Below are 24,214 nucleotides of genomic sequence, written 5' to 3'. Positions count from 1 at the left end.
TTTGTTCTATGAAAAAACCTATGTTTATTGCTCCACCGGCCCTTAATCCGAAGCGCTTCCGCATGAGAATTTGCCGAAATCAACATAATTGTGCCGATTTCCCAGTAATTATGCCACTTGTTGAATTTTCTCGGTCACCCATCAGCACGAACTCTATCCACATCGACAAAATCCTCTATTAACGGTTGACGAATAAAACAAGAAAGGCTAAACTAACTAATAACTTTATTTTATTAGCACATTAGCGAACTAAAGGATTTCCGAATAATCAACTATTAGTAATCCCCATTGCATAGGGGAAAATAAATCAATATTCAATTTGCCGAAGGTGGTTCTTATGACGAAGCTATTCATGTTTGAAAAGCCGTTGGGAATGAGGGACACATTCCCTGACTTATATGAAATAAAAGACCGCACGAAAAAGAGAATGGAAGGTGCGATGAAGCGATGGGGCTACAAATTCATCGAGACGCCGTCGCTTGAATACTACGAAACGGTGGGGGAGGCGTCTGCCATCCTCGATCAGCAGCTGTTCAAACTGCTTGATCAACAGGGCCACACGCTTGTCCTCAGACCTGATATGACGGCTCCGATTGCCAGAATCGCAGCATCGAAACTCCTCAAGGACCAGGCACCGCTAAGGCTCGCCTATTCGAACAGCGTCTTCCGCGCCCAGCAGCGAGAAGGCGGACGGCCGGCGGAATTCGAACAAGTCGGCATCGAATGCATCGGGGATGACTCCGTCAGCGCGGACGCCGAAGTCATTGCCCTGATGGTATCCGTATTGAAGGAAGCGGGGCTCGACAATTTCAAGATTTCGATCGGCCATATCGGCTTTGTACAGGAACTCTTCACACAGATCGTCGGGACAGAGGAAAGGGCCGAGACGCTGAGAAGATTCCTTTATGAAAAAAATTATGTGGGATACCGCAAGCATGTCAATGAGCTGACGTTATCCTCCATCGACAAGCAGCGGTTGTTCAGCTTCCTGAAACTGAGGGGATCGGACAATGTATTCGCCGAGGCCCATTCCCTTTTGGAAGGTGAAAAAGGACTTCAGGCCCTCGAACAGTTGAAGGAGTTATGGAGCATTTTAAAAGACTACGGCGTGGAACAGTACATCAAATTCGACCTCAGCCTCGTCAGCCATATGAGCTACTACTCCGGCATCCTGTTCGAAGTGTACGGAGAGCATGTCGGATTTGCGATCGGCAACGGGGGCAGATACGACAAGCTTCTTGAAAAATTCGGCAAAACATCCGGTGCGACCGGATTCGGCCTGCGACTCGACTATGTACTGGAAGCGATGAAGGTCGAATTGACGTCCTCCGAGCAGGAGTGCGTTCTGTTCAGCGACGAACGCAGGAAAGAAGCGATCACGCTCGCATCAGAGCTGAGGGGTGAAGGTAAGGAAGTCGTCCTGCAGAACTGGAAAGGCGTCGGGGACGTCGATGAATTTACGAAAGGCTTCAGCAATGTCCATTTTGTGGTGGGCCGTGACTCGAACGGAAATGGCGGTGAGAAACGATGAGCAGTTTGACGATTGCCATGCCTAAAGGCAGGATTTTTGAAGAAGCAGTCGAACTTTTACGAAAAGCGGACTACGACCTGCCGCCGGAATTCGATGACTCCAGAAAACTGATCATCGAAGTGCCGCAGGAAGATCTTCGTTTCATCCTCGCAAAGCCGATGGATGTCCCGACATACGTCGAGCACGGTGTCGCAGATCTCGGCATCGCAGGGAAAGACGTCATGCTTGAAGAAGAGCGGGACGTGTACGAACTGCTTGATCTTAAAATCAGCGGCTGCTACCTCGCCGTTGCCGGGCTTCCCGGTACGAAGATGAGCGATGTGGCGCCAAAGATCGCGACCAAGTATCCGAACGTTGCCTCTTCCTACTTCCGGGAGCAAGGTGAGCAGGTGGAAATCATCAAACTCAACGGGTCGATCGAACTGGCCCCGCTCATCGGACTCGCCGACCGGATCGTCGATATCGTGTCGACCGGCAGGACGCTGAAGGAAAACGGGCTCGTTGAATACGAAACGATCGTTGATATCACATCTCGCCTGATCGTGAACCCGGTCAGCTACCGTATGAAGGATGAGAAAATAGAAGATTTGGTGGCAAGGCTGACACGAATCATCGAAGGTTGATGGAGAACGTTTTTAATCAAGGCTCTTTTAGCATACACTGTTGGTTTGCACACAAGAAAATACCGGAACTTGGGTATTTTCGGTTTGTCCGTCCTTTTGTTGTTTGAACTGGAGTTCGAAAAGAGCACGTCCACAAGCTATATTCAGGCTGCAAGCCGCTATACGAAAAGCAGCATTCTTTTAGAAAACAGCATTACTCAAAAAGGCTGGTGGAATACATGAAGATTATCAAAGAGGTCGAAGAAGCGTCGATTAAGCGCTCGGTCGACAGCGGAACCGAAGAACAGCGAAAAGCCGTGAAAGAAATCATCGCCTCCGTCCGTGAGAAAGGGGACGATTCCCTTAAAGAATACACGGGAAAATTTGACGGAGTTTTAATAGAAGAACTCAAGGTATCCGAAGTGGAAATCGCAGATGCGTTTGCCGAAATGGACACCGGGATGATCAAGGTGATCCAGGAAGCGGCGGACAATATCCGCGACTTCCACGAAAAGCAGAAGCAGTCCTCCTGGTTCACCACCAGGCCGGACGGTACGATGCTCGGCCAGAAGCTGACGCCGCTTGATTCAGTCGGGGTCTATGTGCCCGGCGGGACGGCCGCTTATCCGTCATCGGTGCTCATGAACGTGCTGCCGGCAAAAGTCGCCGGGGTCGGGCGGATCACGATGGTCTCGCCACCGGGAAAAGACGGCAAATTGTCAGCAGGCGTCCTCGTCGCGGCAAAAATCGCCGGAGTCGAAGAGATTTACAAAGTCGGCGGGGCGCAAGCGGTAGCTGCTCTCGCATACGGGACGGAATCGATTTCTCCGGTTGATAAAATAACAGGTCCCGGTAACATCTTCGTCGCGCTTGCCAAACGGGAAGTGTTCGGCGACGTCGATATCGATATGATCGCAGGACCGAGCGAAATCGTCGTGCTCGCGGACGGCAGTCAGCATGCGGATGAAATCGCGGCGGATCTGTTGTCGCAGGCGGAGCATGATGCACTCGCATCGGCGGTCCTCGTGACGACAAGTGAAGAACTGGCTGAAGAGGTATCGGGGGAAGTCGAGCGTCAATTATCGACGCTGCCGAGGGAAGAAATCGCCCGCCGATCAATCAACGACTACGGTGCCATCTATGTCACTGAGGATTTGGAGAAGGCCGTGGATCTCGTCAACAATCTGGCACCGGAGCATCTTGAGATCCTGACGGCGGATCCATTCGAAACAATGGCGGGCATCCGCCACGCAGGTGCGATATTCCTGGGCCGCTACAGCTCGGAGCCGGTCGGAGATTATTTTGCAGGGCCGAATCACGTCCTGCCGACGAACGGGACGGCACGATTCTCAAGTCCCCTGAACGTGGATGAATTCATGAAAAAATCAAGCATCATCTCCTACAGCGAAAAAGCGCTGAGGGAGAATGGAGATAAAATAGCGGCATTTGCAAGGCTCGAAGGACTCGAAGCCCACGCACGTGCAGTCGAGATACGATTCAATAAGAGGGGCTGACGCTTTAGTACGTTAAACGCCCGTCCCTCTGTACATTAAAGGAGTGAAGCAGCGATGGAAAGAAGAGCGGAGATTGTGAGGAAGACGAATGAAACGGATATTCGTTTGAGTTTCGGGATTGACGGGGAAGGAAATTCGGAGATTGAGACGGGTGTTCCGTTCATGAGTCATATGCTCGACCTGTTCACAAAGCATGGACAGTTCGACTGTAAAATCGATGCGAAAGGCGACACGGAGGTGGATGACCACCATACGACCGAGGATATCGGAATCTGCCTTGGACAGGCACTCGTGAAGGCACTTGGCGACAAAAAAGGCATCAAGCGATACGGTTCTGCGATGGTGCCGATGGATGAGGCGCTCGCAACCGTCGTCGTCGACCTCAGCAACCGTCCGCATCTTGAATTCAGGGCAGAGCTTCCGAGCCAGAAGGTCGGGACATTCGATACGGAAAACGTCCACGAATTCCTCTGGAAGCTGGCGCTTGAAGCAAGGATGAACCTGCACGTCATCGTTCACTACGGACACAACACGCACCACATCATCGAGGCAATCTTCAAGGCACTCGGCCGTGCACTCGATGAAGCGACCACCATCGATCCGCGGGTCAAAGGGATTCCTTCCACGAAGGGGATGTTGTAGATCATGATCGGCATCGCAGATTACGGAATGGGAAATCTGTTTTCAGTCAGCAAAGCGCTCGAGCGGCTGAACGTCCCTTATTTTATCAGCGACGACCGCGAGAAGCTGCTGGCGGCGGACGGTCTGATCCTGCCGGGGGTCGGCGCATATAAGGATGCGATGAATCTCCTTGAGTCGACGCATCTGAAAGAAACGATCCTGTCCTTTGCCGTAAGCGGAAAGCCACTGCTCGGCATCTGCCTCGGCATGCAGCTTCTTTTTGAAAAAAGTGAAGAGAACGGCAGCACACCGGGGCTCGCACTGCTTCCCGGGGAAGTCGTCCATATCCCGAAAAAGGACTCGGAAGGGAACGAATACAAGGTCCCCCATATGGGCTGGAATCATCTATCGTTTAAAAAAGACTCTGCCCTTCTTCAAGGCTTGGAGGAAGGCTACGTTTACTTTGTCCATTCCTATTATGTAGAGGGTTCCGACGAGGTCCTGACAGCGACGGCGGACTATGCAGGGGTTGAAATCCCGGCGGTGGTCAGCAGGGCAAACATATACGGCATGCAGTTCCATCCTGAGAAAAGCGGGCAGCTTGGCATGCAGCTGCTGGAAAACTTCACACGGAAAGTGAAAGAATCGGAGGCAGTATCATGAGTTTTACAATCTATCCCGCGATCGATATGCGCGGCGGAAAATGTGTACGGTTGATCCAGGGCGATTACAATCAGGAGACGGTATACGGCGATTCTCCTTTCGATATGGCAAAAAAATTCGCGGATGAAGGTGCGGAGTGGATCCACATGGTCGACCTCGACGGAGCCAAGCAAGGTTCCCGCATCAATGATGAATACGTCCTCTCTGTGGCCGAAAAGCTTGACGCGAAAGTTCAGATCGGCGGCGGGATCCGTTCCGCGAAAGACATCGAACATTATCTGGACCGCGGCGTGGACCGCGTGATCATCGGCAGCATTGCCGTGTCGAACACAGGGCTTGTGAAGGAATGGCTTGCTAAGTACGGCGGCGAAAAGATCGTCATCGGACTGGACGCCAAAGATGGCTATGTCGCGACGCACGGCTGGATCGAAACGTCTTCCCTTAAAGCGGTCGACCTCGGAAAAGAACTGGCTGAAGCCGGTGCGGAGACATTCATTTTCACCGACATCGCAACGGACGGCATGCTTTCCGGACCGAACATCGAAGCGGTAGCCGAACTCGCCAGGGAAACGGGCAAATCGGTAATCGCATCCGGCGGCGTGAGTTCGTTGGAAGATCTCGCTGCCCTGAAAAAATACTGTGATCAGGGAGTGTCCGGTGCGATTTGCGGCAAGTCCCTTTATACCGGAAAGTTCACCGTTACCGAGGCGCTGGAAGAGGTGAAGGGATCATGCTGACAAAACGGATCATCCCCTGCCTCGATGTAAAAGACGGCCGCGTCGTAAAAGGTGTTCAATTTGTTGAACTTAGAGATGCCGGAGATCCCGTCGAACTGGCAAAAGTGTACGATGAACAAGGCGCGGACGAGCTTGTTTTTTTAGATATATCAGCCTCCCATGAAGGCCGGAAAACGATGGTCGAGGTCGTGCGCCATGTAGCGGCGGAACTCGCCATCCCGTTCACGGTCGGCGGCGGGATCAATGCCGTCGAAGATATGAAAGCCATCCTAAGAGCCGGGGCCGACAAGGTTTCCCTGAACACGGCAGCCGTCCTGCGTCCCGAACTTGTGCGCGAAGGCGCGCAGTATTTCGGCTCACAGTGCATCGTTGTTGCGATTGACGCGAAGTACGATGAAGAAAGCGGCGGCTGGAAGGTCTACACACACGGCGGCCGGAAGCTCCGAGACCTCGATGCAGTCGAATGGGCCAAGCAGGTTGAAGAACTGGGAGCAGGCGAGATCCTGCTGACATCGATGGACAGCGACGGTGAGAAAAAAGGCTTCAATGTTGCGTTGACCCGCGCGGTAAGCGAAGCTGTCTCGATACCGGTGATTGCTTCTGGCGGAGCCGGCAACGCAGAACATTTTAAAGAAGTATTCATCGATGGAAAAGCAGATGCCGCCCTCGCAGCGTCAATTTTCCACTATAAAGAAACAAGTGTCGAAGAAGTAAAGAGCTATTTGAAAGAGCAGGAGGTGCATGTACGATGACGAACAACGATTGGATAAGTGACGTGAAATACGACGAAAAAGGACTCGTGCCGGCAATCGTACAGGATGCTGAAACGAAGGAAGTCCTGACCCTTGCCTACATGAACGAAACATCCCTGGCGCGTACCCTTGAAACGGGGGAAACCTGGTTCTACTCACGCTCCCGCCAGGAACTCTGGCATAAAGGCGGGACAAGCGGTAACACGCAGACGGTGAAAAGCATCGTGTGGGACTGCGACAAAGACGCGCTGCTTGTCCTTGTCGATAAAAAAGGACCGGCGTGCCATAAGGGGGAGGAGAGCTGTTTTCATGAGAAGGTGTTCGGCGAGGAGCCGGGTGCAAGTACGGATCATGCGTCCCCTTCAAAGGAAAACATCCTCCTGACCCTGGAAAAGCTGATCGCCGACCGCGAGAAACAGCGTCCGAAAGGCGCCTATACGACTTATCTTTTTGAAGAGGGAGTCGACAAAATCCTTAAAAAAGTCGGCGAAGAAGCGTCCGAAGTCATCATCGCCGCAAAAAACAGAGATGCCGAAGAACTGAAATGGGAAGTCGCCGACCTGTTCTACCACGTACTCGTACTGCTGCGCGAACAGGAACTGCCGCTTGAGGAAGTCCTCGGTGTGCTGGTGGAGCGTCATAATAAGTGATGTTGATAGATGGAGAGACGGGCCTTTAGTTGGTTAAAGGCCCGTCCCTTTTTGTTTGTTTTTTAAAAAAAGACAAGATTTCGGTTTGGAAATCAGGCTGGGCTGGATCCTTTCGTGAAGAGTGCGTATCAATAGATTGAGTTAATGATTGGGGTATGGCCACAATTAAATAATTGCGCCGGAATCCAGATAATCGCGCAACTTTCCAAATTATTGCGCCTGTTTCATCATAATTGCGCCACTTTCACAATTATTGCGCCAGAATCGCAGTAATTGCGCAAACCCCCACTGGCAGCAGGCATGATTCCCGTGTCAACTTACTATCTTATTTACTAATTCTGCCCTTCATCCAAACAATTCTACCCTTCCCTAAAACAATTACACCCTTCCGCGGCCCGATTCTGCCCTTCAACCAATTAATTCACCCTCTCATAAAAAAAATTGCGCCCTTCATGTCGAAAAATCTCCACCCGGAGCGCATCCGGACAAACCTCAATCCACACCGCCACCCCCATACCAAACTCCCATCCCCTCAAAATATGGTAGTTTAGTCCAACTTTGTTGTGTGTTATACTATCTTAGTTATAGGATTAATACTTTAAATAATCGTGCTCTATCCGCAAAGGTACTACTAAGCGGCCCCAGCAAACGAACGGAACTCCCAGCCGGCCGGCCCCGCTGAAAGTCTTGCAGGAAAGAGCCTGGATATACTATGAACGTTTCGGAGGACTTTGATGAGAAAAGGGTCAAAACTAATAAGTGAGCAAGCCAAGGTATTGTCTTTTGTCCCTACTGGTGAGTATTACTACAACAAGGGAATGAAAGCTTATCAGCGCCGCGAGCTAAAGCGGTCGTTAAAATATTTTAATAGAGCGTTTCAACTGGAACCGCTTGAACCGATGATTGCGTGTCAATTGTCGATTGTGTATACAGAGCTTGGAGAGTTCAAGCGTGCGAATGAATTGCTGCATGAGATCCTGAAGAACCTGGATCCATATATGGTGGAGTGTCATTACTTCCTCGCCAACAACTACGCGCATCTCGGTTTGTTCAAGGAAGCGTATGATCATGTGAGCATCTACATGGATAAAGCGGAGCACGGCGAATTCGTTGAGGATGCCGAAGATCTTCTCGAACTGCTCGAGCTTGATTCGGATCTTACGGTGGAAGATCTTTACGAGCACGATGATCTGATCGTCCAGCAGGAGAAGGCGAAGGACCTGCTTGAGTCCGGCCATTTCCAGAAGGCTGTTGATACATTGAAAAAAGTGATCGAAGAATACCCGGAATTCTGGTCAGCCTACAACAATCTGGCCCTGGCCTATTTTTATCTCGGTGAGGTGGAAGAAGCTTCTGCCACGCTTGAAGAGGTGCTGGAGAAGAATCCGGGGAATCTGCATGCACTCTGCAACACGGCTGTGTTTTATTACTATCAAAAGAGACAGGATGAACTGGATGAGCTGATTACGGGTCTTGAAAAAGTCCGCCCGCTCCTTCATGAGCACAGATTCAAGCTTGGGGCTACGTTCGCACTGATCGGACATTCCGAAAAAGCCTTTGAATGGCTGAAGTCGCTGCAGAAGATTGGTTTTGAAGGGGATGCGAGCTATTATTACTGGCTTGCCCATTCGGCTTATGAAACCGGCCGCATTCAGACGGCGCGCAATGCGTGGAAGAAAGTCGTCGAGATCAATCCTGAAAAAGAGGGCAGCGAGCCTTGGAATGAAGATCGTCCGGCGGGCTTCGAGAATCACGTGACGTCTATTCTGAAGAAGCTGCAAAGTGAGTATACAGAAGAGAAGCTGTTCGGCTTGTTCCTCACATCCGTTTCGGAGCACCAGAAATCCGTGCTGACACATGCCGATTTCTGCGACGTCGAGGAGCTGTCGATTGTGGAAAAGGTATACCTCGCCCACGTATTGAACAGAAATGTCAACAGCTCGATAAAAGTGAATCAGGAAATCAAGAATATGCATGAGGTCGCGCTGCACCTCTATGAATCCAACCACCCGATTTCGAGTGTGGATTCTGGCCTGTTCCTTACGTGGTTCACGGTTGCCTACCGCGGTCTTAAAGAGCGCGAGACATTCAAGAATACAAAAGCGTTCGCGGCGGCTGCCTATTATGTGTGGAACCGCCTCAGAAATGAGAAGGTGACGAAGAAGCAGGTGTGCGACAGCTACAGTGTTTCTGTGAGTACGCTGACTAAATACATCACCGTCGTGGAAAACTACCTTCCATGAGCATATTTTTGGACGATACAACCCTGATTTTTATAGGATAATGATAGCAAGTAAATACTATATGGGGAATACGATAAAGCATGCTTACAAGAACGTTTGCGGAAGGAGAATATCAGTATGTCTGAAGAAAAAATTTATGATGTGATCATAGCCGGTGCCGGTCCTGCCGGTATGACAGCGGCTGTTTATACATCCCGTGCAAGCCTTTCAACGCTTATGCTTGAAAGAGGCGTGCCGGGCGGCCAGATGGCCAACACGGAAGAAGTGGAAAACTATCCTGGTTTCGACCATATCCTTGGTCCGGACCTGTCGAATAAAATGTTTGATCACGCGAAGAAATTCGGTGCGGAATACGCATACGGAGACATCAAGGAAATCGTCGACGAGGGCGATTACAAGCTTGTCAAAGCGGGATCGAAGGAATACAAAGCACGTGCCATCATCCTTTCGACCGGTGCCGAATACAAGAAGATCGGCGTCCCTGGCGAAAAAGAACTCGGCGGACGCGGTGTATCCTACTGTGCCGTATGTGACGGTGCTTTCTTCAAAGGAAAAGATCTAGTCGTCGTAGGCGGCGGGGATTCTGCCGTTGAAGAAGGCGTCTACCTTACCCGTTTCGCGAACAAGGTGACGATCGTTCACCGCCGCGGCGAGCTGCGCGCACAGAAGATCCTTCAGCAGCGTGCATTCGATAATGAAAAAGTCGACTTCATCTGGAATCACACGGTCAAGGAAATTAACGAAAAAGACGGTAAAGTCGGCAGCGTGACGCTCGTTTCGACTGACAACGGCGAAGAAACAGAATTCCAGGCGGATGGTGTCTTCATTTACATCGGAATGATTCCTCTGACGAAGCCGTTCCAAAACCTTGGAATCACAAACGACATGGGCTACATCGTGACCAACGAACAAATGGAAACGAAGGTCCCTGGCATCTTTGCAGCGGGCGACGTACGTGAAAAAGAACTGCGCCAAATCGTTACGGCTACCGGTGATGGAAGCATCGCTGCACAGGCGGCTCAGCATTATGTAGAAGAATTGAAAGAAAAAGTCAAAAACGGTTAATGGATGAAGCCCCGGGACTCGGATCCCAGGGCTTTTTTTGCAAGGTTGTTTTCTAAAAAATTGCTGCTTTTCGTAAATTGGCTAGTAGCCTGAATGTTACTTTGGGACGTGCTCTTTTCGAATTCAAGTTTAAGCGGCAGGTGGACAGATATCAGAAAATACCCAATTTCCGGTATTTTCTTGTATGACAAGAAACAAAGTATGCGAAAAGAGCTTTTCGCAAAAAATCGGCTTCAGCAGGAAATGGCTCAAGCCATGCAACTGCCGGCTTTCCCTGCTCCAATCAAGATTTCCTAAGATATTTATCATACAAAGCCACAAGTTCAGTGAGCGTCCATTTTTCTACATCCGGTCCTTCTGCAATCCCATTCTTCACCAGAAGACGAATAAAATGCTCGCGCTGCTTTTGGACGGCTTCTCTTAAAAATGGCATGACATTCACTCCTTTTGATTGTATTGTAAAGCCTTCCGCGCCGGGGTTCCGCAACTTTGTCAGGTTTCCTGCCAACGGAAGAAAACTTTGTCAGACTTTCTGACATATATGTCGGGGTCCGCCGCCCGCCCATGTATAATAGGGGTAAGAGGGGGAGGGTAGTGTGGGACAGGAATCTTCCTATAAGGACAAAAAAGTGATTTCAATCGGTGTCGTCAGTGAATTGACAGGCCTGACAGAGAGAAAGATCAGGTATTACGAGGAAAAGAATCTCATCTACCCGGAACGGACCAACCGGGGTTACCGGAAATACTCTTTCAACGACGTAGAGCGATTGATGGAAATTGCGGACCATAGAGAAGAAGGTGTCACGACCAAGGAAATCAAGTACGAGCTGACTAAAAAAGAGAGAAAAGAAGCGAAGCAGAAAATGATCAAGGGCCAGATAAACGCACGGTTCGGTATCCAGAAAAACTGATCGGCCTTCTAAAAAGACAGACTCAAATGGGGGAGAGTTTGTCTTTTTTGTTGTGTGAAAAAAGAACGACCATCTCCTGAACTTGGCGATACCAAAAATATACAGGTTACTTCCCACTGTAATCGGGAATAACTTCATCATGTAAAAGCAGCCAAGATCAGGAAGGTAGGATTATCAATGTCAAAATGGAAAATCATCATACCCATTATCGTAATTGCACTAGTTCCAATTATTTATTTCAGTTATTTTGCCGATGAAAGCAAATCGGAATCGAAGAAACGAGTCATTGCCCTCGGTGATTCCCTGACGTACGGTTACGGGGATGACAAAGATACAGGCTATATCGGCCGCCTCGAAGAAAAAGTGAATGAGAAGGAGACGGACGAACTTTACACATTCCAGAACCTCGGGATTCCCGGTCAGAAGTCATCCGGCCTTCAAAAGCAGATGATGAAACCGAGCGTGAGCGAAGACCTGACGGAAGCGGATGTCTTCATCGTCAACATCGGGACGAATGATCTCATCAAAAGCAACGGAGGCAAACTGGTCCCGCTGCATCATGATAAGATCATGGAAGCGAAGAAAGAATATGTGGATAACTTGAATTTCATTCTTGATACGCTTGAAAAAACGAATGAAGATGCAGAGATCCTTGTAATCGGGCTCTATAACCCATACCCGGACAGGGACAGTGATAAAATCGAAGCATATGTGGATGAGTGGAACCAGACAATCGTGAAAGAAGTGAAGAATCATGGTAAAGTGAAATATGTTTCTTCAAATCCTTTATTCAAGGGTAAAAATAAGAAGAAATACTTCCATGATTCCCTCCATCCAAATGGAAAAGGATATGAACTCATGGCAGATCAAATCATGAAGAAGTATGACTTCTAAGAATAAACATCCAGAAAAATGAATGTTCATTCATCAAAAGTTATACAAATTCTCACAAAAATCGACGCTTGTTTAATAAAAATTCGTCAAAATTAACAATTCCGTAATACCGTTTTAAATCTGTTGTAACATGAATGAAACAATTATCGGGTATTATAGAAAGTAAGAAATTGACCCCCTTTTTAAGTAATAAATCCCTTTGACGACACAGGACTCGCCTGTGTCTATTTTTTTTGCCGTTTTTTCCTGTTATAGTGGTTCAACTATAGCTGTATCACTCGAAATTTGCGGAAGCTTGTCCCTATATTTTTATAAAGAAATCGACATTTTTTCCTGAATGAGCCTCCAAATGGAACTTCCTTTCCTCCAACACAGGCTGAGACATTGTAGCCTGTCCGCAATCATAGTATAATAAAAGGAATGAAAAAGGACGGAAAATGTCCAAATGAACCAGACTAGAGGTGAAGGATGTGCAGCGTGTCACAAATTGCTTATATCTGGATGGAGACAAAGTACTCCTTCTCCAAAAACCCCGCCGCAATTGGTGGGTGGCACCCGGAGGCAAAATGGAGCCGGGCGAGTCGATCCGCGATGCCGTCATACGCGAGTACCGCGAAGAGACAGGGATCTATTTAAAAAATCCGGATTTGAAAGGTGTGTTCACCTTTATCATCAAAGACGGCGAAAAAGTCGTCTCAGAATGGATGATGTTTTCCTTTTTTGCAACCGAAGCAGACGGCGTGAACCTTCAGGAATCAGAGGAAGGCAAGATCAAATGGCATAAGTTCGAAGACATCAAGGACCTGCCGATGGCCGAAGGGGATTACCATATCCTCGACTACCTGCTGCACGGAAAGAAAACCATCTACGGAACGTTCACGTACACACCGGATTTCAAGCTGCTTTCATACCGCTTGGATCCGAGTTGATAAAATAAAAGAATATGTACATGTGATTTGATCTTGGGCGGTTCCAGCAGTTGATTGGAGTGGAAGATGAAGACTCCTATCAGAAAAGCGGAAGGGCTTTGCCCAGAGGCGTGTGGCATAAGACGAATCGACCTGGAAGGCGTTCTTTGCCTTCTCGGTCGGTTTGGCTTATGACATGTGCCTCTAAGCCCTGCAGCTAGACAATAGACTCTCCTAACAGGAGGCTCACGGGCTACCCGCGGAAAGCGAAGTCTTCCACGGAAATCAACTGCGGTATTTAGAAGCGAAACACAAATTTTAAAATAAAGCGGGGGAAGAGTATGAGTACAGGTTCTACGAATGACGTACAATTAGTGATCATCACCGGGATGAGCGGAGCCGGTAAAACGGTCGCCATCCAAAGCTTCGAAGATTTAGGTTTTTTCTGCGTAGATAATTTGCCGCCGACTCTTCTGCCTAAGTTCCTCGAACTCATGAAAGAGTCCGGTAATAAAATGAATAAGGTCGCACTTGTGATGGATCTTCGCGGACGCGAATTTTTCGACCATCTCTTCAAGGCGCTGGATGAGCTGGCGGAAACCTCCTGGGTGACGCCGCAGATCCTGTATCTGGATGCGGATGATTCAGCCCTCGTGAGACGTTACAAGGAAACTCGCCGCTCCCATCCGCTTGCCCCGTCAGGTCTACCCCTTGAAGGGATCAAGCAGGAACGCGAGCTGCTCGAAGAATTAAAAGGCCGTGCACAGCTGATTTATACGACGTCGAAAATGAAGCCGAGGGAATTGCGCGAGAAGATCCTGACCGAGTTTTCGGTGAACAAGAAATCGATTTTCACGGTCAACGTGATTTCATTCGGCTTCAAGCACGGACTTCCGATTGATGCCGATCTTGTATTCGATGTGAGATTCCTGCCGAATCCGCACTATATCGACCACATGCGTCCGAAAACCGGGCTGGATCAAGAGGTTTCAACCTATGTGCTGAAATGGAATGAAACCCACAAGTTCCTTGATAAAGTAACCGATTTGCTTTCCTTCATGCTTCCTCACTACAAACGAGAAGGGAAGAGCCAGCTTGTCGTGGCGATCGGCTGCACGGGCGGCCAGCATCGTTCCGTGGCACTCGCGGAATACATCGGGCATCATTTCGAAGAGGATTATCATACGAAAATCTCTCATCGAGATATCGAAAAAAGAAAGGCTGTTCAGACACCATGACCACATTGCCAAAGGTTGTCGTCATCGGAGGGGGGACGGGTCTCCCCGTGCTCCTGCGCGGACTGAAACGCCACCCGCTCGATCTCTCTGCGATTGTGACCGTGGCGGATGACGGCGGCAGTTCGGGAAGGCTGCGGGATTCACTTGACATCCCTCCGCCGGGCGACATCCGGAATGTGCTTGCGGCACTTTCAGAGGTCGAACCCCTCGTGGAGCAGATGTTCCAGCATCGATTTGAAACAGAGAATGAGCTCTCGGGGCATGCCCTTGGAAACCTGATCATTGCCGCACTGGCTTCGATCACGGGTGATTTTGTCCACGCCATCCAGGAGATGAGCAGGGTCCTGAATGTAAAAGGCAAAGTGCTGCCTTCCGCCAATCAAAGCGTCATCCTGAATGCCGAGATGGAAGACGGCACCATCGTGACGGGTGAATCGGCGATCCCGAAGGCGGGCAAAAAGATCAAGCGCGTCTTTTTAAAACCTGACAACATCAAGCCGCTTGCTGAAACGCTGAGGGTCATCGCGGAAGCGGATCTGATCGTCATGGGACCGGGCAGTCTTTATACAAGCATCATACCGAATCTGCTCGTGCCGGGGATCGGCGAAGCAGTCTGCCGCTCAAAAGCCAAGAAGCTGTATATATGCAACATCATGACCCAGATGGGTGAAACATTGGGATACACGGCAAGCGATCATGTAGAAGCTCTTTCAAAGCATTTGGACTCTTCATGCATCGATGCGATCCTCGTTAATAACAAACAGGTGCCGGGTGAAGTCCAGGCACGCTATGACAAGGAGCAGGCGAGTCCCGTCCATTTCGATATCGAACGGTTGAACTCGATGGGGATGGAGGTTCTTGCACAGGACATCCTGTCATATAATAATGGACTGGTACGCCACAATACAGAATCAGTAGCGAAAATCATTCATTCCTATATGGAATCCAAATAATGACAGAAGAAAATTTCTGTTACAGTAGCTTGTGCAAGCGTTTGCTAGGAGGTGATGGGGATGTCGTTTGCGTCAGAAACAAAGAAAGAATTAACTAACATCGAGGTCAAGGACTGCTGTGCCAATGCTGAATTATCCGCTCTCATCCGGATGAACGGCTCACTTTCCTTCTCGAATCAGACGCTGGTCGTCAATATCCAGACTGAGAACGCCGCAATCGCCAGAAGGATCTACACATTGATAAAAAAGGGATACGACACCCCGGTGGAACTTCTGGTGCGGAAGAAGATGCGTCTCAAGAAGAACAACGTCTACATCGTCCGGATCAAAGAAGATACTAAGAAAATCCTTGAAGACCTGAAAATACTCGGCGAAGGATTTACATTCATTCATAATATCTCGGAAGATCTGATCAAGAAGAAATGCTGCAGGAGATCTTATTTAAGAGGGGCATTCCTGGCAGGGGGATCGGTGAACAACCCCGAAACATCCTCCTACCATCTTGAAATCTTTTCTCTTTATTCAGAACACAACGAAGCGTTGTCAGAACTGATGAATACCTTCGGACTGAACAGCAAGACGCTCGAACGAAAAAAAGGATTCATCACCTACTTGAAAGAGGCGGAAAAAATCACCGAATTCCTCAACATCGTCGGGGCGCACAACTCCCTTCTGCGATTTGAGGATGTACGGATCGTACGAGATATGCGTAATTCGGTGAACCGCCTTGTCAACTGCGAGACGGCCAATCTGAACAAAACGATCGGTGCCGCATTGAGGCAGGTAGAGAACATTAAATTCATTGAAAAGCATGTCGGCCTGGGGGTCCTTCCTGACAAACTGCGTGAAATCGCGGAACTGAGGGTAACCTATCAGGACGTGACATTGAAAGAACTGGGGGAAATGGTATCAGGCGGTACCATCAGCAAATCCGGAATCAACCACCGCTTACGGAAGATCGATCAAATTGCCGAGAAAATCAGAGCGGGTGAGAAAATAAGCAAGTAATCCGAACAAAGGGGAGAAATGATCATGGTAGAAAAACAAGTCGAAGTCAAACTGAAAACGGGTCTTCAAGCACGCCCGGCAGCACTATTTGTCCAGGAAGCAAACCGCTTCTCATCCGAAATTTTCTTGGAGAAAGACGGGAAAAAAGTGAACGCCAAAAGCATCATGGGCCTCATGAGCCTCGCGATCAGCACCGGCTCCGAGATTACACTGGCAGCGGACGGAAGCGACGAAGAAGAAGCCATCGCGGCGCTTGAGAAGTTTGTTGGAAAAGAAGGATAGGGTCGGCTTCACATGAGATAAGCCGGCAGCCCAATAGGGGCTGCCGGCTTTTTCTGTGCTTACTTTTCAACTGGGACCCAGGTCTCCTTGTCCCGAGACAAGGGAGAAGATTGGATATATTGATTCATCAATCTGACATTTTTAGGGGGAAAAGATCATGGAAGTGTATGGTATTTTTTGTTACATTAAGGTTTTAGGGGAATTCGCACATGACTGAAAACCAGTTGGCTTACCCCTACTGCACAAACCTTCAATAAAACTATTAAACAATTAAAGACGGCAGTATACTAGTAAAAACTTGTGAACTGACCACCACCCGAAAGTACTCCAATAAAAAGGCAGAAGATGAGATATGGAAAAATACCAGAAGCATTTTTTAAATAACTTCAGAAAGAAATTAGAGAAATGGGAAGCGGAGCCGGAAGTTTCCCATACGGAACTTTATCGGTTTGTCCATTCCCTGGCAGGAACAGCTTCAACCCTCGGCCTCGATCACATCGGAGGTCTTGCCAGGAAACTGATGGACACGATGGATGAAAGAGATGACCGGATGCTGGCCATCGCTGAATGGAGAACCATGCTGTTTGACATCATTGAGGCGTATTACCACCTGGAGGAAGGGGAGGCAGATGCACGCCTTGGAATGCGAGAAAAAGACGGGGATAAGCCAGTCCTCCTTTTGGTCGATGATGATACCTCTTTTCTAATGTATATGAAAGAAGAGCTTGAAAACATCGGATGGTATGTAGTGCCGATCGCCAACCCGCAAAAAGCCGTGATGTCCTTTTATGATGTAAGGCCGGATTGTGCCATCATCGATATTTATATGGATGAAACGGATGGGTTCGAGGTGCTTGACTTCTTTAAACAAAAACTGAAGCAGCAGTTCATACCAACTGTCATGGTCAGTGTGGAAGACCGGAAGGAAACCAGGATGAAATGTTATGAACTGGGAGCGGATGATTTCATCCCAAAACCCTTTGATATCGATGAATTCATCGTTCGGGTAAAAAGGCAGATCGAGCGGAAGAAACAGATCGAAGAACTGGTATTAATCGATGAATTGACCCATGTGTACAATCGTAAATACCTGACGCAGGCGTATGACCAGGTCAAGAGCATCTGGCAGCGGAGAAAAGAAACCTCTTCCATTGCGGTGCTTGATATCGATCATTTCAAGCAGGTGAATGATCAATATGGCCACTTGGCCGGAGATAAAGTGTTAACGGAATTTGCTTCATTTTTAATGAAGAACACCAGGGGACAGGATGTCATCGTCCGATATGGAGGCGAGGAATTTGTCGTCCTTTGCCTGAGCACCACTGGTCAAGATGCCTATACCTTCCTTGATCGGTGCCGCCAGGAATTCAGCAGGCACATTTTTAATGAACCTGACGCATTCACTTGCACGTTTTCTGCAGGCATCGCTGAAATCACCGATCCGTCCAAGCCGATGGATGAATGGCTCAGATTAGCCGATCAAGCTCTTTATGAAGTGAAAGAAAACGGAAGGAATAGTGTGAAACTCGATTCGGAATCCACCGATATACAACATATGAAGACGATCAAGGTTGCGATCGTCGATGATGATCCGATCATCCGGACGGTTATGAGGGATATCGTTTCCAAACTGCCGTCAGAGCAGGATGTTCAGTATGATATCCAAAGCTTCAATGACGGAGCTTCTTTTATGGAATCTGATTGGCACCTTGAATCCCTTTGTCTCGTGATCCTGGACGGGGTGATGCCCAAAATGGATGGACTTGAAGTCCTGGAGAGGCTCCGCAGCCGGAATGATGCCGATCGCTATAAAGTTCTTATGCTGACCTCTCGCAGCAGCGAAAAAGATATATCAAGATCTCTCCAATTGGGAGCGGATGATTATATGACAAAGCCATTTAAACTGCTTGAGCTGGAAGCGCGCCTGAGGCAAATCTTGAAAAGGATGGGGTAAAGAACGTGTTTGCTAACGAGATTTTTTATTTCTCTATCGTGCTGGTCAGCTCACTGATCATTTTATTTCTATTGTTCGGCTACCTGGTCATAACGAAGGTACTCGAGAATGACAGACGGACAAAGGTGGAGCAGTACAAGGAAGAGTACCGTCTGCCCCTTTTCCAGTATCTCAACAATGAAGCCGGTGAAGAGGCACTGAGCCTTCAATCACCGCTCGAGGTAAAAGCATTCATAGAATTGACGGCCGGCTTTGCCAAGGTACTTGGCGGTGACGAGATCGGTGAGCGGATCAGGGGGTTTGCAGAGACCCATTTCGGAACCTATATCCGATCGCGCTTGACTCATAGGCGCTGGAGCATGAGAATGAATGCCCTCTACTGGATCGAGGAATTCAACATGAAAAATATGTTCATAGAGTTGGATCGATTATATGATTCAAGAAAATTGACCAAGAGTGAAGAGGTTCAGCTCCTTAAGATTTATATTCTGAATGAGGATGAAACGGTCATGGGGAAAATGACCAGACCCAAACATCCGTTGACGGAATTTGATTACAGCCTGCTCTTTACATCCTTCACCGGGGAACAGCTCGATCGATTCATCGCGATGTTTAATCAGTTACCCGCAGAGATGGCCTATGCGCTGGTCGATTCAATCGGCGTCAGGGGCAGGCAGGGGGACAGCCTGTTCCTCGAAAATCTCCTGGATGATCCAGCGGAGGAAATCCGTATCCGCGCCTTGAAAGCAATGGTGGAAATGGAGTATTTCCTTGCGCCTTCAGCTCTGATAAAACATCTTCTGTCGCCTTCCTGGCAGGAGCGCCTGATGGCCATTAAAGCGTGCGAGTATATCAGAAGCCATGAACTCCTCCCGTATCTTGAAGACCTTATGTCCGACCATTCCTTTTACGTCCGGTCACAGGCAGCTAAAAGCTTATTAAGGCTGGAAGCAGGCAAAGAGGTACTAAGACAGGTCGCTGCCTCCAATCAAGATCACTACGCAAGGAATATGGCTGAACAATGGCTCGAAAGGGGATCGGTATGATGGAGCTGACATTACAATGGGGCGGGGTCCTGATGGCCATCGGATGGATGGTCCTCGGCTATATGGTCCTCGTCATATCCTTTTATTCTCTTTTACTCTTGATCTCCTTCGTCCAATTAAGGAAGACCTATCAGCTGGATGAAAGGGAACCTTATGAGGAACTGCTGCATCTGCATCAGACCAAACCGGTTTCAATCCTGGTTCCTGCCTATAATGAATCAGTCGGGATCATGGCCACTGTCCGGTCCCTGCTCAGTATTGAATACCCGGAATATGAAATCATCATAGTCAATGACGGGTCGACCGATGATTCCCTTGAGAAGCTCATCGAGTCTTTTCAACTGGTGAAAATAAAATGGGTCATCCGTCGTCAGTTGGATACAAAGCAGGTGAAGGCTGTCTATCAATCCAGGATTTATAAAAATCTCCTCGTCGTCGATAAGGAAAATGGCGGGAAGGCAGATGCCTTGAATGCCGGCATCAACGTCTCCAACTATCCTTATTTCTGTTCGATCGACGGAGACTCGGTCCTCGAAAGAACGGCATTCCTGAAGGTGATGAAGCCGATCATCGAATCAGACGGCGAAGTCATTGCTTCAGGCGGCAGCATACGAATCGCCAATGGCTGTGAGATCGAAAGCGGTGAAATCGTCAAGGTCGGGTTGTCACGGTCACCGATTGTCGTCATGCAGGTGATCGAGTATTTGCGGGCCTTCCTGATGGGAAGGATCGGCCTGAGCCGTCATAACCTCCTTCTCATCGTTTCCGGGGCGTTCGGCGTCTTCTCGAAGCGCTGGGTCGTGGAAGCCGGGGGATACTCTCATACAGTCGGCGAGGATATGGAGCTTGTCGTGCGGCTGCACCGGTATGTGAAAGAGCAGAAAGCTGATAAGAAAATCGTGTATGTGCCGGATCCTGTCAGCTGGACGGAAGCACCGGAATCGCTGAAATATCTGCGCAGACAGCGGAGGAGATGGCACAGGGGGCTGTTTGAAAGCCTCTGGATCCACCGCCGGCTCATTTTCAATCCGAAATACGGATCCATCGGAATGGTGTCGATTCCTTACTTTCTCATTATTGAATTCCTGGGACCCGTGGTGGAGCTGATGGGGTATTTGGTGATGCTCCTGTCCATTTTCTTCGGAGGGGTCTACCTCGAATTTGCGATTCTATTATTCCTGCTGTCGGTCCTCTATGGTTCCATCCTTTCGATGGCTTCCGTGCTCCTCGAGGAGTGGACCATCCGGAAGTATCCGAAGGCGTCCGATATCATCCGCCTGTTCTTCTATTCTTTGACGGAAACACTCTGGTACCGCCCATTGACTGTCCTCTGGCGCTGTGAAGGGATCCTTGACGTGCTGCGCAGAAAGACAGGCTGGGGAGAGATGGCCAGAAAAGGAGTATCAAAATGACAAAACTAAAACTCTATGGATTCCTGCTGTTCATTTTCGGAATCGTGCTCGTTATCTCCTCACCATTCTGGCTCTGGCAGTTGAAGGAGGATCGGGAGCTTGAGGTCCTGATCATCGATAAGACCGTGCCGGACGCGACGTACCGGGAACATAAGGGATTGATGTGGATTCTGAATCAGCAGAAATATACGAAGACGGACGGAAATCCTTATAAGCTTGAAGAGGATTACGCTGGCTTCGTTCCTGGTGCGGGAGGAGGCTCGGTGAAAGAACTGCCTTCTACTCTTGAAGACTATGACGCTGTCTATGTGACGGATACGTACGGTGTGTACGAGGAAGACCTCGATAACGAAAATGTATCGGGGGAGCGTTCGTCCAAAGTATACGGAGGTATGACCGATGAAGACGTGGATGCACTGAAGCAAATGGCGGTGAAGGACGGCAAAACGCTCATTGCAGAATTCAACTCGATGGCACATCCGACGACGGAAGAAACCCGGCAGTCCTTTTATTCACTGTTCAACCTGCAATGGTCCGGCTGGATCGGCCGCTACTTCCCAGAATTGGACGGCAGTGAGGTCCCTGAGTGGGTCCGTGGAAACTATAAGGAACAGTACGGGGAATCCTATACCTTCAGCGGACCGGGATATGTCCTTGTCGGCAAAGACGACAAGCTGGTCATCCTTGATCAGGGTGACATCGGGAAAGAAGGCGTCGTCTTTTCCACGACTTCAGAAGGTGAGAAACAGCTCGGGGGAAAATTGAAGGTGCCTTACTCCTACTGGTTCGATATCGTCAATCCGGTCGAAGGGGCATATGTGCTGGCCAATTACACATTATCCCTATCAGAAACCGGAAAGGAAACGCTGAGGGCCCTTAGTTTGCCCGAAACATTCCCGGCAGTCGTTCACAGTGAAAATAAACTCTACGACACTTATTATTTCAGCGGCGATTACGCCGACCATCCGGATGTTCCCGATCTCTATCAAACGGCCGGACTTCAAAAGTGGAGAAAGTGGACCGAAGCGTCAAACCCGGATAACTTGTCTGCTTTTTACTGGAAGGCGTATGTCCCTATGATGACAAGCATCCTTGATCGCATCGAGAACGGAAAAGACCGGGTGAAGCCGAAAAAACCGGAAATCAAATCTGAAAACGGTATAAAAATGGCTGGAAAATCAGGTTTCGATTACATCCAGGTCAATAAAGACGGGAAGTGGGAAGACCTTATCATTAAAGGAGTGAACATGGGTATTGCAAAGCCCGGTTCATTCCCTGGTGAGACGGCTATCACGAAAGAAGAATATTTGAGGTGGTTCAAGCAGATCGGCGCCATGAATGCCAATGCACTGCGAGTCTACACGATTCATCCGCCTGCTTTCTATGAAGCTTTTTACGAATATAACCAAATGGCGGAAGAACCCCTTTATCTGTTCCATGGTGTGTGGGTGAACGAGGAAATCTTCCTGGAAACGAATGATGCCTTTGCAAGGGAGAATACGGACGAATTCCGCGAAGAAATCAAGCGTACGATCGATCTCGTTCACGGGAATGCAGAGCTACCGGAAAGAAAAGGGCACGCATCCGGTGTGTACGTGTGTACGACAAGGATATCTCACCTTATGTGCTTGGCTGGATCTTCGGTGTGGAGTGGGATCCGGGTGTTGTCCTTGCCACGAACGAAAAGCATAAGGGTCTTGAAGATTTCAAAGGGGAATATTTGACGACGGAAAAAGCGGAGCCGTTCGAAATATGGCTGGCCGGCATGATGGACGAAGGGGTCGGCTATGAAACGGAGATGTATAAGTGGCAGCGCCCGGTCAGCTTCACGAACTGGGTGACGACAGACTTGCTTCACCATCCAAGCGAACCATCCGAAACGGAAGACATGGTGTCGGTGGATCCGAACGTGATGAAGGGGACCGGCAGCTTGCACACAGGCTTATTTGCCTCTTATCATATTTACCCTTACTATCCGGACTTCCTGAATTATGAGCCCGAATACGTGAACTACGTGGATCACCGCGGTGAGAAGAATAACTACGCCGGCTATCTGAATGATATGAAAAAGGCCCATTCGATGCCGCTTTTGGTGGCAGAATTCGGGGTGCCGGGTTCAAGGGGACTCACGCACCGCAATGTCCAGGGACTGGACCAGGGCCATCATTCTGAAAAGGAACAGGGAGAGATCAACAGCCGCCTGTTCGACGATATCGTCGAAGAAGGAGCGGCCGGCGGACTCGTCTTTGCATGGCAGGATGAATGGTTCAAGCGGACGTGGAACACGATGGACTACGACAACCCCGACAGGCGTCCTTACTGGTCGAATGCCCAGACGAACGAGCAGCAGTTCGGGCTCCTGAGTTTCGATCCCGGACCGGACAGGGCTTCGATGATCAAAGTGGACGGCCGTCCCGAGGACTGGGAGCTGAAGGGGATTCAGCCTGCCTTTTCAACCGGCAGCCGTGCGATGTATGTAACCAGTGATGAACGCTACCTCTATGTGAGGGTTGATACGGAGCGTATCACGGACGAAACAGACACCTACGTTCTATTTGATACCCTGGACGGACAGGGACAGTCTTCCCTTCCTGGGGTGTCGGGGGTGAACACTTCCGGCGTGGATTTTGCCCTGCATATCGAAGGCGGGAAAAAAGCCCGCCTGCTTGTGGACAGCTATTATGATACGTTTCATTACCATTACGGTGAAGTCCTCGGCATGATCCCGCGCGAAAAATATGCGGATCAGAAGGATAATGGAACGTATCACGGGATCAGACTTACGCTGAACAAGGAACTGAACATAGGCGGAAAGGTGCTTCCGTTTGACTCCTATGAAACGGGTGAACTGGCATTCGGGACGGCCAATCCTGAAGATCCGGACTATGACTCTCTTACTGATATCAGTGTCAGCCCTTCAAAGGACCGTTATGAAATCAGGATTCCATGGCAGCTCTTGAATATAAAGGATCCGAGCCAGAAAGAAGCGATGGGGGATGTCTGGGAAAATGGTCTGGAGGCAGGACAAGCGATTGACGGCATCAACATAGGGCTGTATGAATCGGATAGAGGATCTGAATTTTCTTATCCGGAAGTAAAATCAAACAATTTGGAACCTGCCGGATTTTATCATTACTCTTGGGAAACATGGAACGAGCCTTCTTATCATGAGAGGCTGAAAGAGTCCTATTTTGAAATGAAGAAAGCTTTCGAAAAAGGGGAGGAATAAA

General features: G+C 49.1%; 21 protein-coding genes and 1 pseudogene. 21 read left to right on the top strand and 1 reads right to left on the bottom strand.

The annotated features are described in order from the left end of the window. Positions 1–337 precede the first annotated feature (337 nt). The 10 genes from ACKA06_RS05175 to trxB all read left to right on the top strand — a co-directional run bounded on the left by ACKA06_RS05175 (position 338) and on the right by trxB (position 10,378). On the top strand, positions 338–1,531 hold the full coding sequence (locus ACKA06_RS05175; RefSeq protein WP_411159127.1) for an ATP phosphoribosyltransferase regulatory subunit: 1,194 nt from the start codon (positions 338–340) through the stop codon (positions 1,529–1,531). Next, complete coding sequence (gene hisG, locus ACKA06_RS05170) at positions 1,528–2,154, top strand: ATP phosphoribosyltransferase (protein ID WP_032086644.1); 627 nt, start codon at positions 1,528–1,530, stop codon at positions 2,152–2,154. Before ACKA06_RS05175 ends, hisG begins: the two co-directional genes overlap by 4 nt. Positions 2,155–2,372: 218 nt before the next feature. Further along, positions 2,373–3,647: a histidinol dehydrogenase gene (gene hisD, locus ACKA06_RS05165; RefSeq protein ID WP_411159126.1), complete on the top strand. Its 1,275-nt coding sequence runs from the start codon at positions 2,373–2,375 to the stop codon at positions 3,645–3,647. 54 nt (positions 3,648–3,701) lie between these two features. Next, positions 3,702–4,289, top strand: a complete 588-nt coding sequence (gene hisB / locus ACKA06_RS05160) for an imidazoleglycerol-phosphate dehydratase HisB (RefSeq protein WP_197669423.1) — start codon at positions 3,702–3,704, stop codon at positions 4,287–4,289. Between the two features lie 3 nt (positions 4,290–4,292). Further along, positions 4,293–4,931 carry an imidazole glycerol phosphate synthase subunit HisH gene (gene hisH, locus ACKA06_RS05155; protein ID WP_411159125.1) on the top strand — a complete coding sequence of 213 codons (639 nt, stop codon included), beginning with the start codon at positions 4,293–4,295 and terminating at the stop codon, positions 4,929–4,931. Continuing rightward, positions 4,928–5,668: a 1-(5-phosphoribosyl)-5-[(5-phosphoribosylamino)methylideneamino]imidazole-4-carboxamide isomerase gene (gene hisA, locus ACKA06_RS05150; protein WP_411159124.1), complete on the top strand. Its 741-nt coding sequence runs from the start codon at positions 4,928–4,930 to the stop codon at positions 5,666–5,668. Before hisH ends, hisA begins: the two co-directional genes overlap by 4 nt. Next, positions 5,662–6,420, top strand: a complete 759-nt coding sequence (gene hisF, locus ACKA06_RS05145; RefSeq protein WP_197669420.1) for an imidazole glycerol phosphate synthase subunit HisF — start codon at positions 5,662–5,664, stop codon at positions 6,418–6,420. The genes hisA and hisF overlap by 7 nt, the downstream gene beginning before the upstream one ends. Next, positions 6,417–7,070, top strand: coding sequence for a bifunctional phosphoribosyl-AMP cyclohydrolase/phosphoribosyl-ATP diphosphatase HisIE (hisIE, locus tag ACKA06_RS05140; protein ID WP_411159123.1), 654 nt, complete (start codon positions 6,417–6,419; stop codon positions 7,068–7,070). Before hisF ends, hisIE begins: the two co-directional genes overlap by 4 nt. Positions 7,071–7,804: 734 nt before the next feature. After that, complete coding sequence (locus tag ACKA06_RS05135) at positions 7,805–9,313, top strand: tetratricopeptide repeat protein (protein ID WP_214872062.1); 1,509 nt, start codon at positions 7,805–7,807, stop codon at positions 9,311–9,313. A 117-nt stretch (positions 9,314–9,430) separates the two neighbouring features. Continuing rightward, positions 9,431–10,378, top strand: coding sequence for a thioredoxin-disulfide reductase (gene trxB, locus ACKA06_RS05130; protein ID WP_411159122.1), 948 nt, complete (start codon positions 9,431–9,433; stop codon positions 10,376–10,378). 283 nt (positions 10,379–10,661) lie between these two features. Here the strand turns inward: trxB and ACKA06_RS05125 are convergent, their stop codons facing one another. After that, positions 10,662–10,811, bottom strand: a complete 150-nt coding sequence (locus ACKA06_RS05125; protein ID WP_156416154.1) for a hypothetical protein — start codon at positions 10,809–10,811, stop codon at positions 10,662–10,664. 163 nt (positions 10,812–10,974) lie between these two features. On the opposite strand from ACKA06_RS05125, the gene ACKA06_RS05120 reads away from it, so the two are divergent. The 11 genes and pseudogenes from ACKA06_RS05120 to ACKA06_RS05070 all read left to right on the top strand — a co-directional run bounded on the left by ACKA06_RS05120 (position 10,975) and on the right by ACKA06_RS05070 (position 24,213). Continuing rightward, positions 10,975–11,289 carry a MerR family transcriptional regulator gene (locus ACKA06_RS05120; protein ID WP_032086636.1) on the top strand — a complete coding sequence of 105 codons (315 nt, stop codon included), beginning with the start codon at positions 10,975–10,977 and terminating at the stop codon, positions 11,287–11,289. Positions 11,290–11,466: 177 nt separating this feature from the next. Continuing rightward, positions 11,467–12,183, top strand: a complete 717-nt coding sequence (locus tag ACKA06_RS05115; protein WP_411159121.1) for a GDSL-type esterase/lipase family protein — start codon at positions 11,467–11,469, stop codon at positions 12,181–12,183. A 470-nt stretch (positions 12,184–12,653) separates the two neighbouring features. Beyond that, a complete protein-coding gene (locus ACKA06_RS05110; RefSeq protein ID WP_032086634.1) occupies positions 12,654–13,112 on the top strand; it encodes an 8-oxo-dGTP diphosphatase in 459 nt (152 codons plus the stop codon). A 320-nt stretch (positions 13,113–13,432) separates the two neighbouring features. Then, positions 13,433–14,329, top strand: a complete 897-nt coding sequence (gene rapZ, locus ACKA06_RS05105) for an RNase adapter RapZ (RefSeq protein ID WP_032086633.1) — start codon at positions 13,433–13,435, stop codon at positions 14,327–14,329. Beyond that, positions 14,326–15,282, top strand: coding sequence for a gluconeogenesis factor YvcK family protein (locus ACKA06_RS05100; protein ID WP_032086632.1), 957 nt, complete (start codon positions 14,326–14,328; stop codon positions 15,280–15,282). The genes rapZ and ACKA06_RS05100 overlap by 4 nt, the downstream gene beginning before the upstream one ends. A 60-nt stretch (positions 15,283–15,342) precedes the next feature. Continuing rightward, positions 15,343–16,290: a DNA-binding protein WhiA gene (whiA, locus tag ACKA06_RS05095; RefSeq protein ID WP_032086631.1), complete on the top strand. Its 948-nt coding sequence runs from the start codon at positions 15,343–15,345 to the stop codon at positions 16,288–16,290. 24 nt (positions 16,291–16,314) lie between these two features. Beyond that, entirely contained in the window at positions 16,315–16,572 is a 258-nt protein-coding gene (locus tag ACKA06_RS05090; RefSeq protein WP_032086630.1) for an HPr family phosphocarrier protein, read from the top strand. A 352-nt stretch (positions 16,573–16,924) separates the two neighbouring features. Beyond that, positions 16,925–18,526, top strand: coding sequence for a diguanylate cyclase (locus ACKA06_RS05085; protein ID WP_411159120.1), 1,602 nt, complete (start codon positions 16,925–16,927; stop codon positions 18,524–18,526). Positions 18,527–18,531: 5 nt separating this feature from the next. Beyond that, positions 18,532–19,572, top strand: coding sequence for a HEAT repeat domain-containing protein (locus ACKA06_RS05080; RefSeq protein WP_411159119.1), 1,041 nt, complete (start codon positions 18,532–18,534; stop codon positions 19,570–19,572). Positions 19,573–19,604: 32 nt separating this feature from the next. Continuing rightward, positions 19,605–20,984, top strand: a complete 1,380-nt coding sequence (locus ACKA06_RS05075; protein WP_411159279.1) for a glycosyltransferase family 2 protein — start codon at positions 19,605–19,607, stop codon at positions 20,982–20,984. Further along, positions 20,981–24,213: pseudogene (locus ACKA06_RS05070) on the top strand (hypothetical protein). The gene ACKA06_RS05075 and the pseudogene ACKA06_RS05070 overlap by 4 nt, the downstream one beginning before the upstream one ends. Position 24,214: the final 1 nt, after the last annotated feature.

It is taken from the genome of Rossellomorea oryzaecorticis (assembly GCF_045897515.1).
In the GTDB taxonomy this organism is placed as follows: domain Bacteria; phylum Bacillota; class Bacilli; order Bacillales; family Bacillaceae_B; genus Rossellomorea; species Rossellomorea enclensis.
Note: the sequence above shows the minus strand (reverse complement) of the source record. Positions and strands in the feature narration are given on the sequence as shown.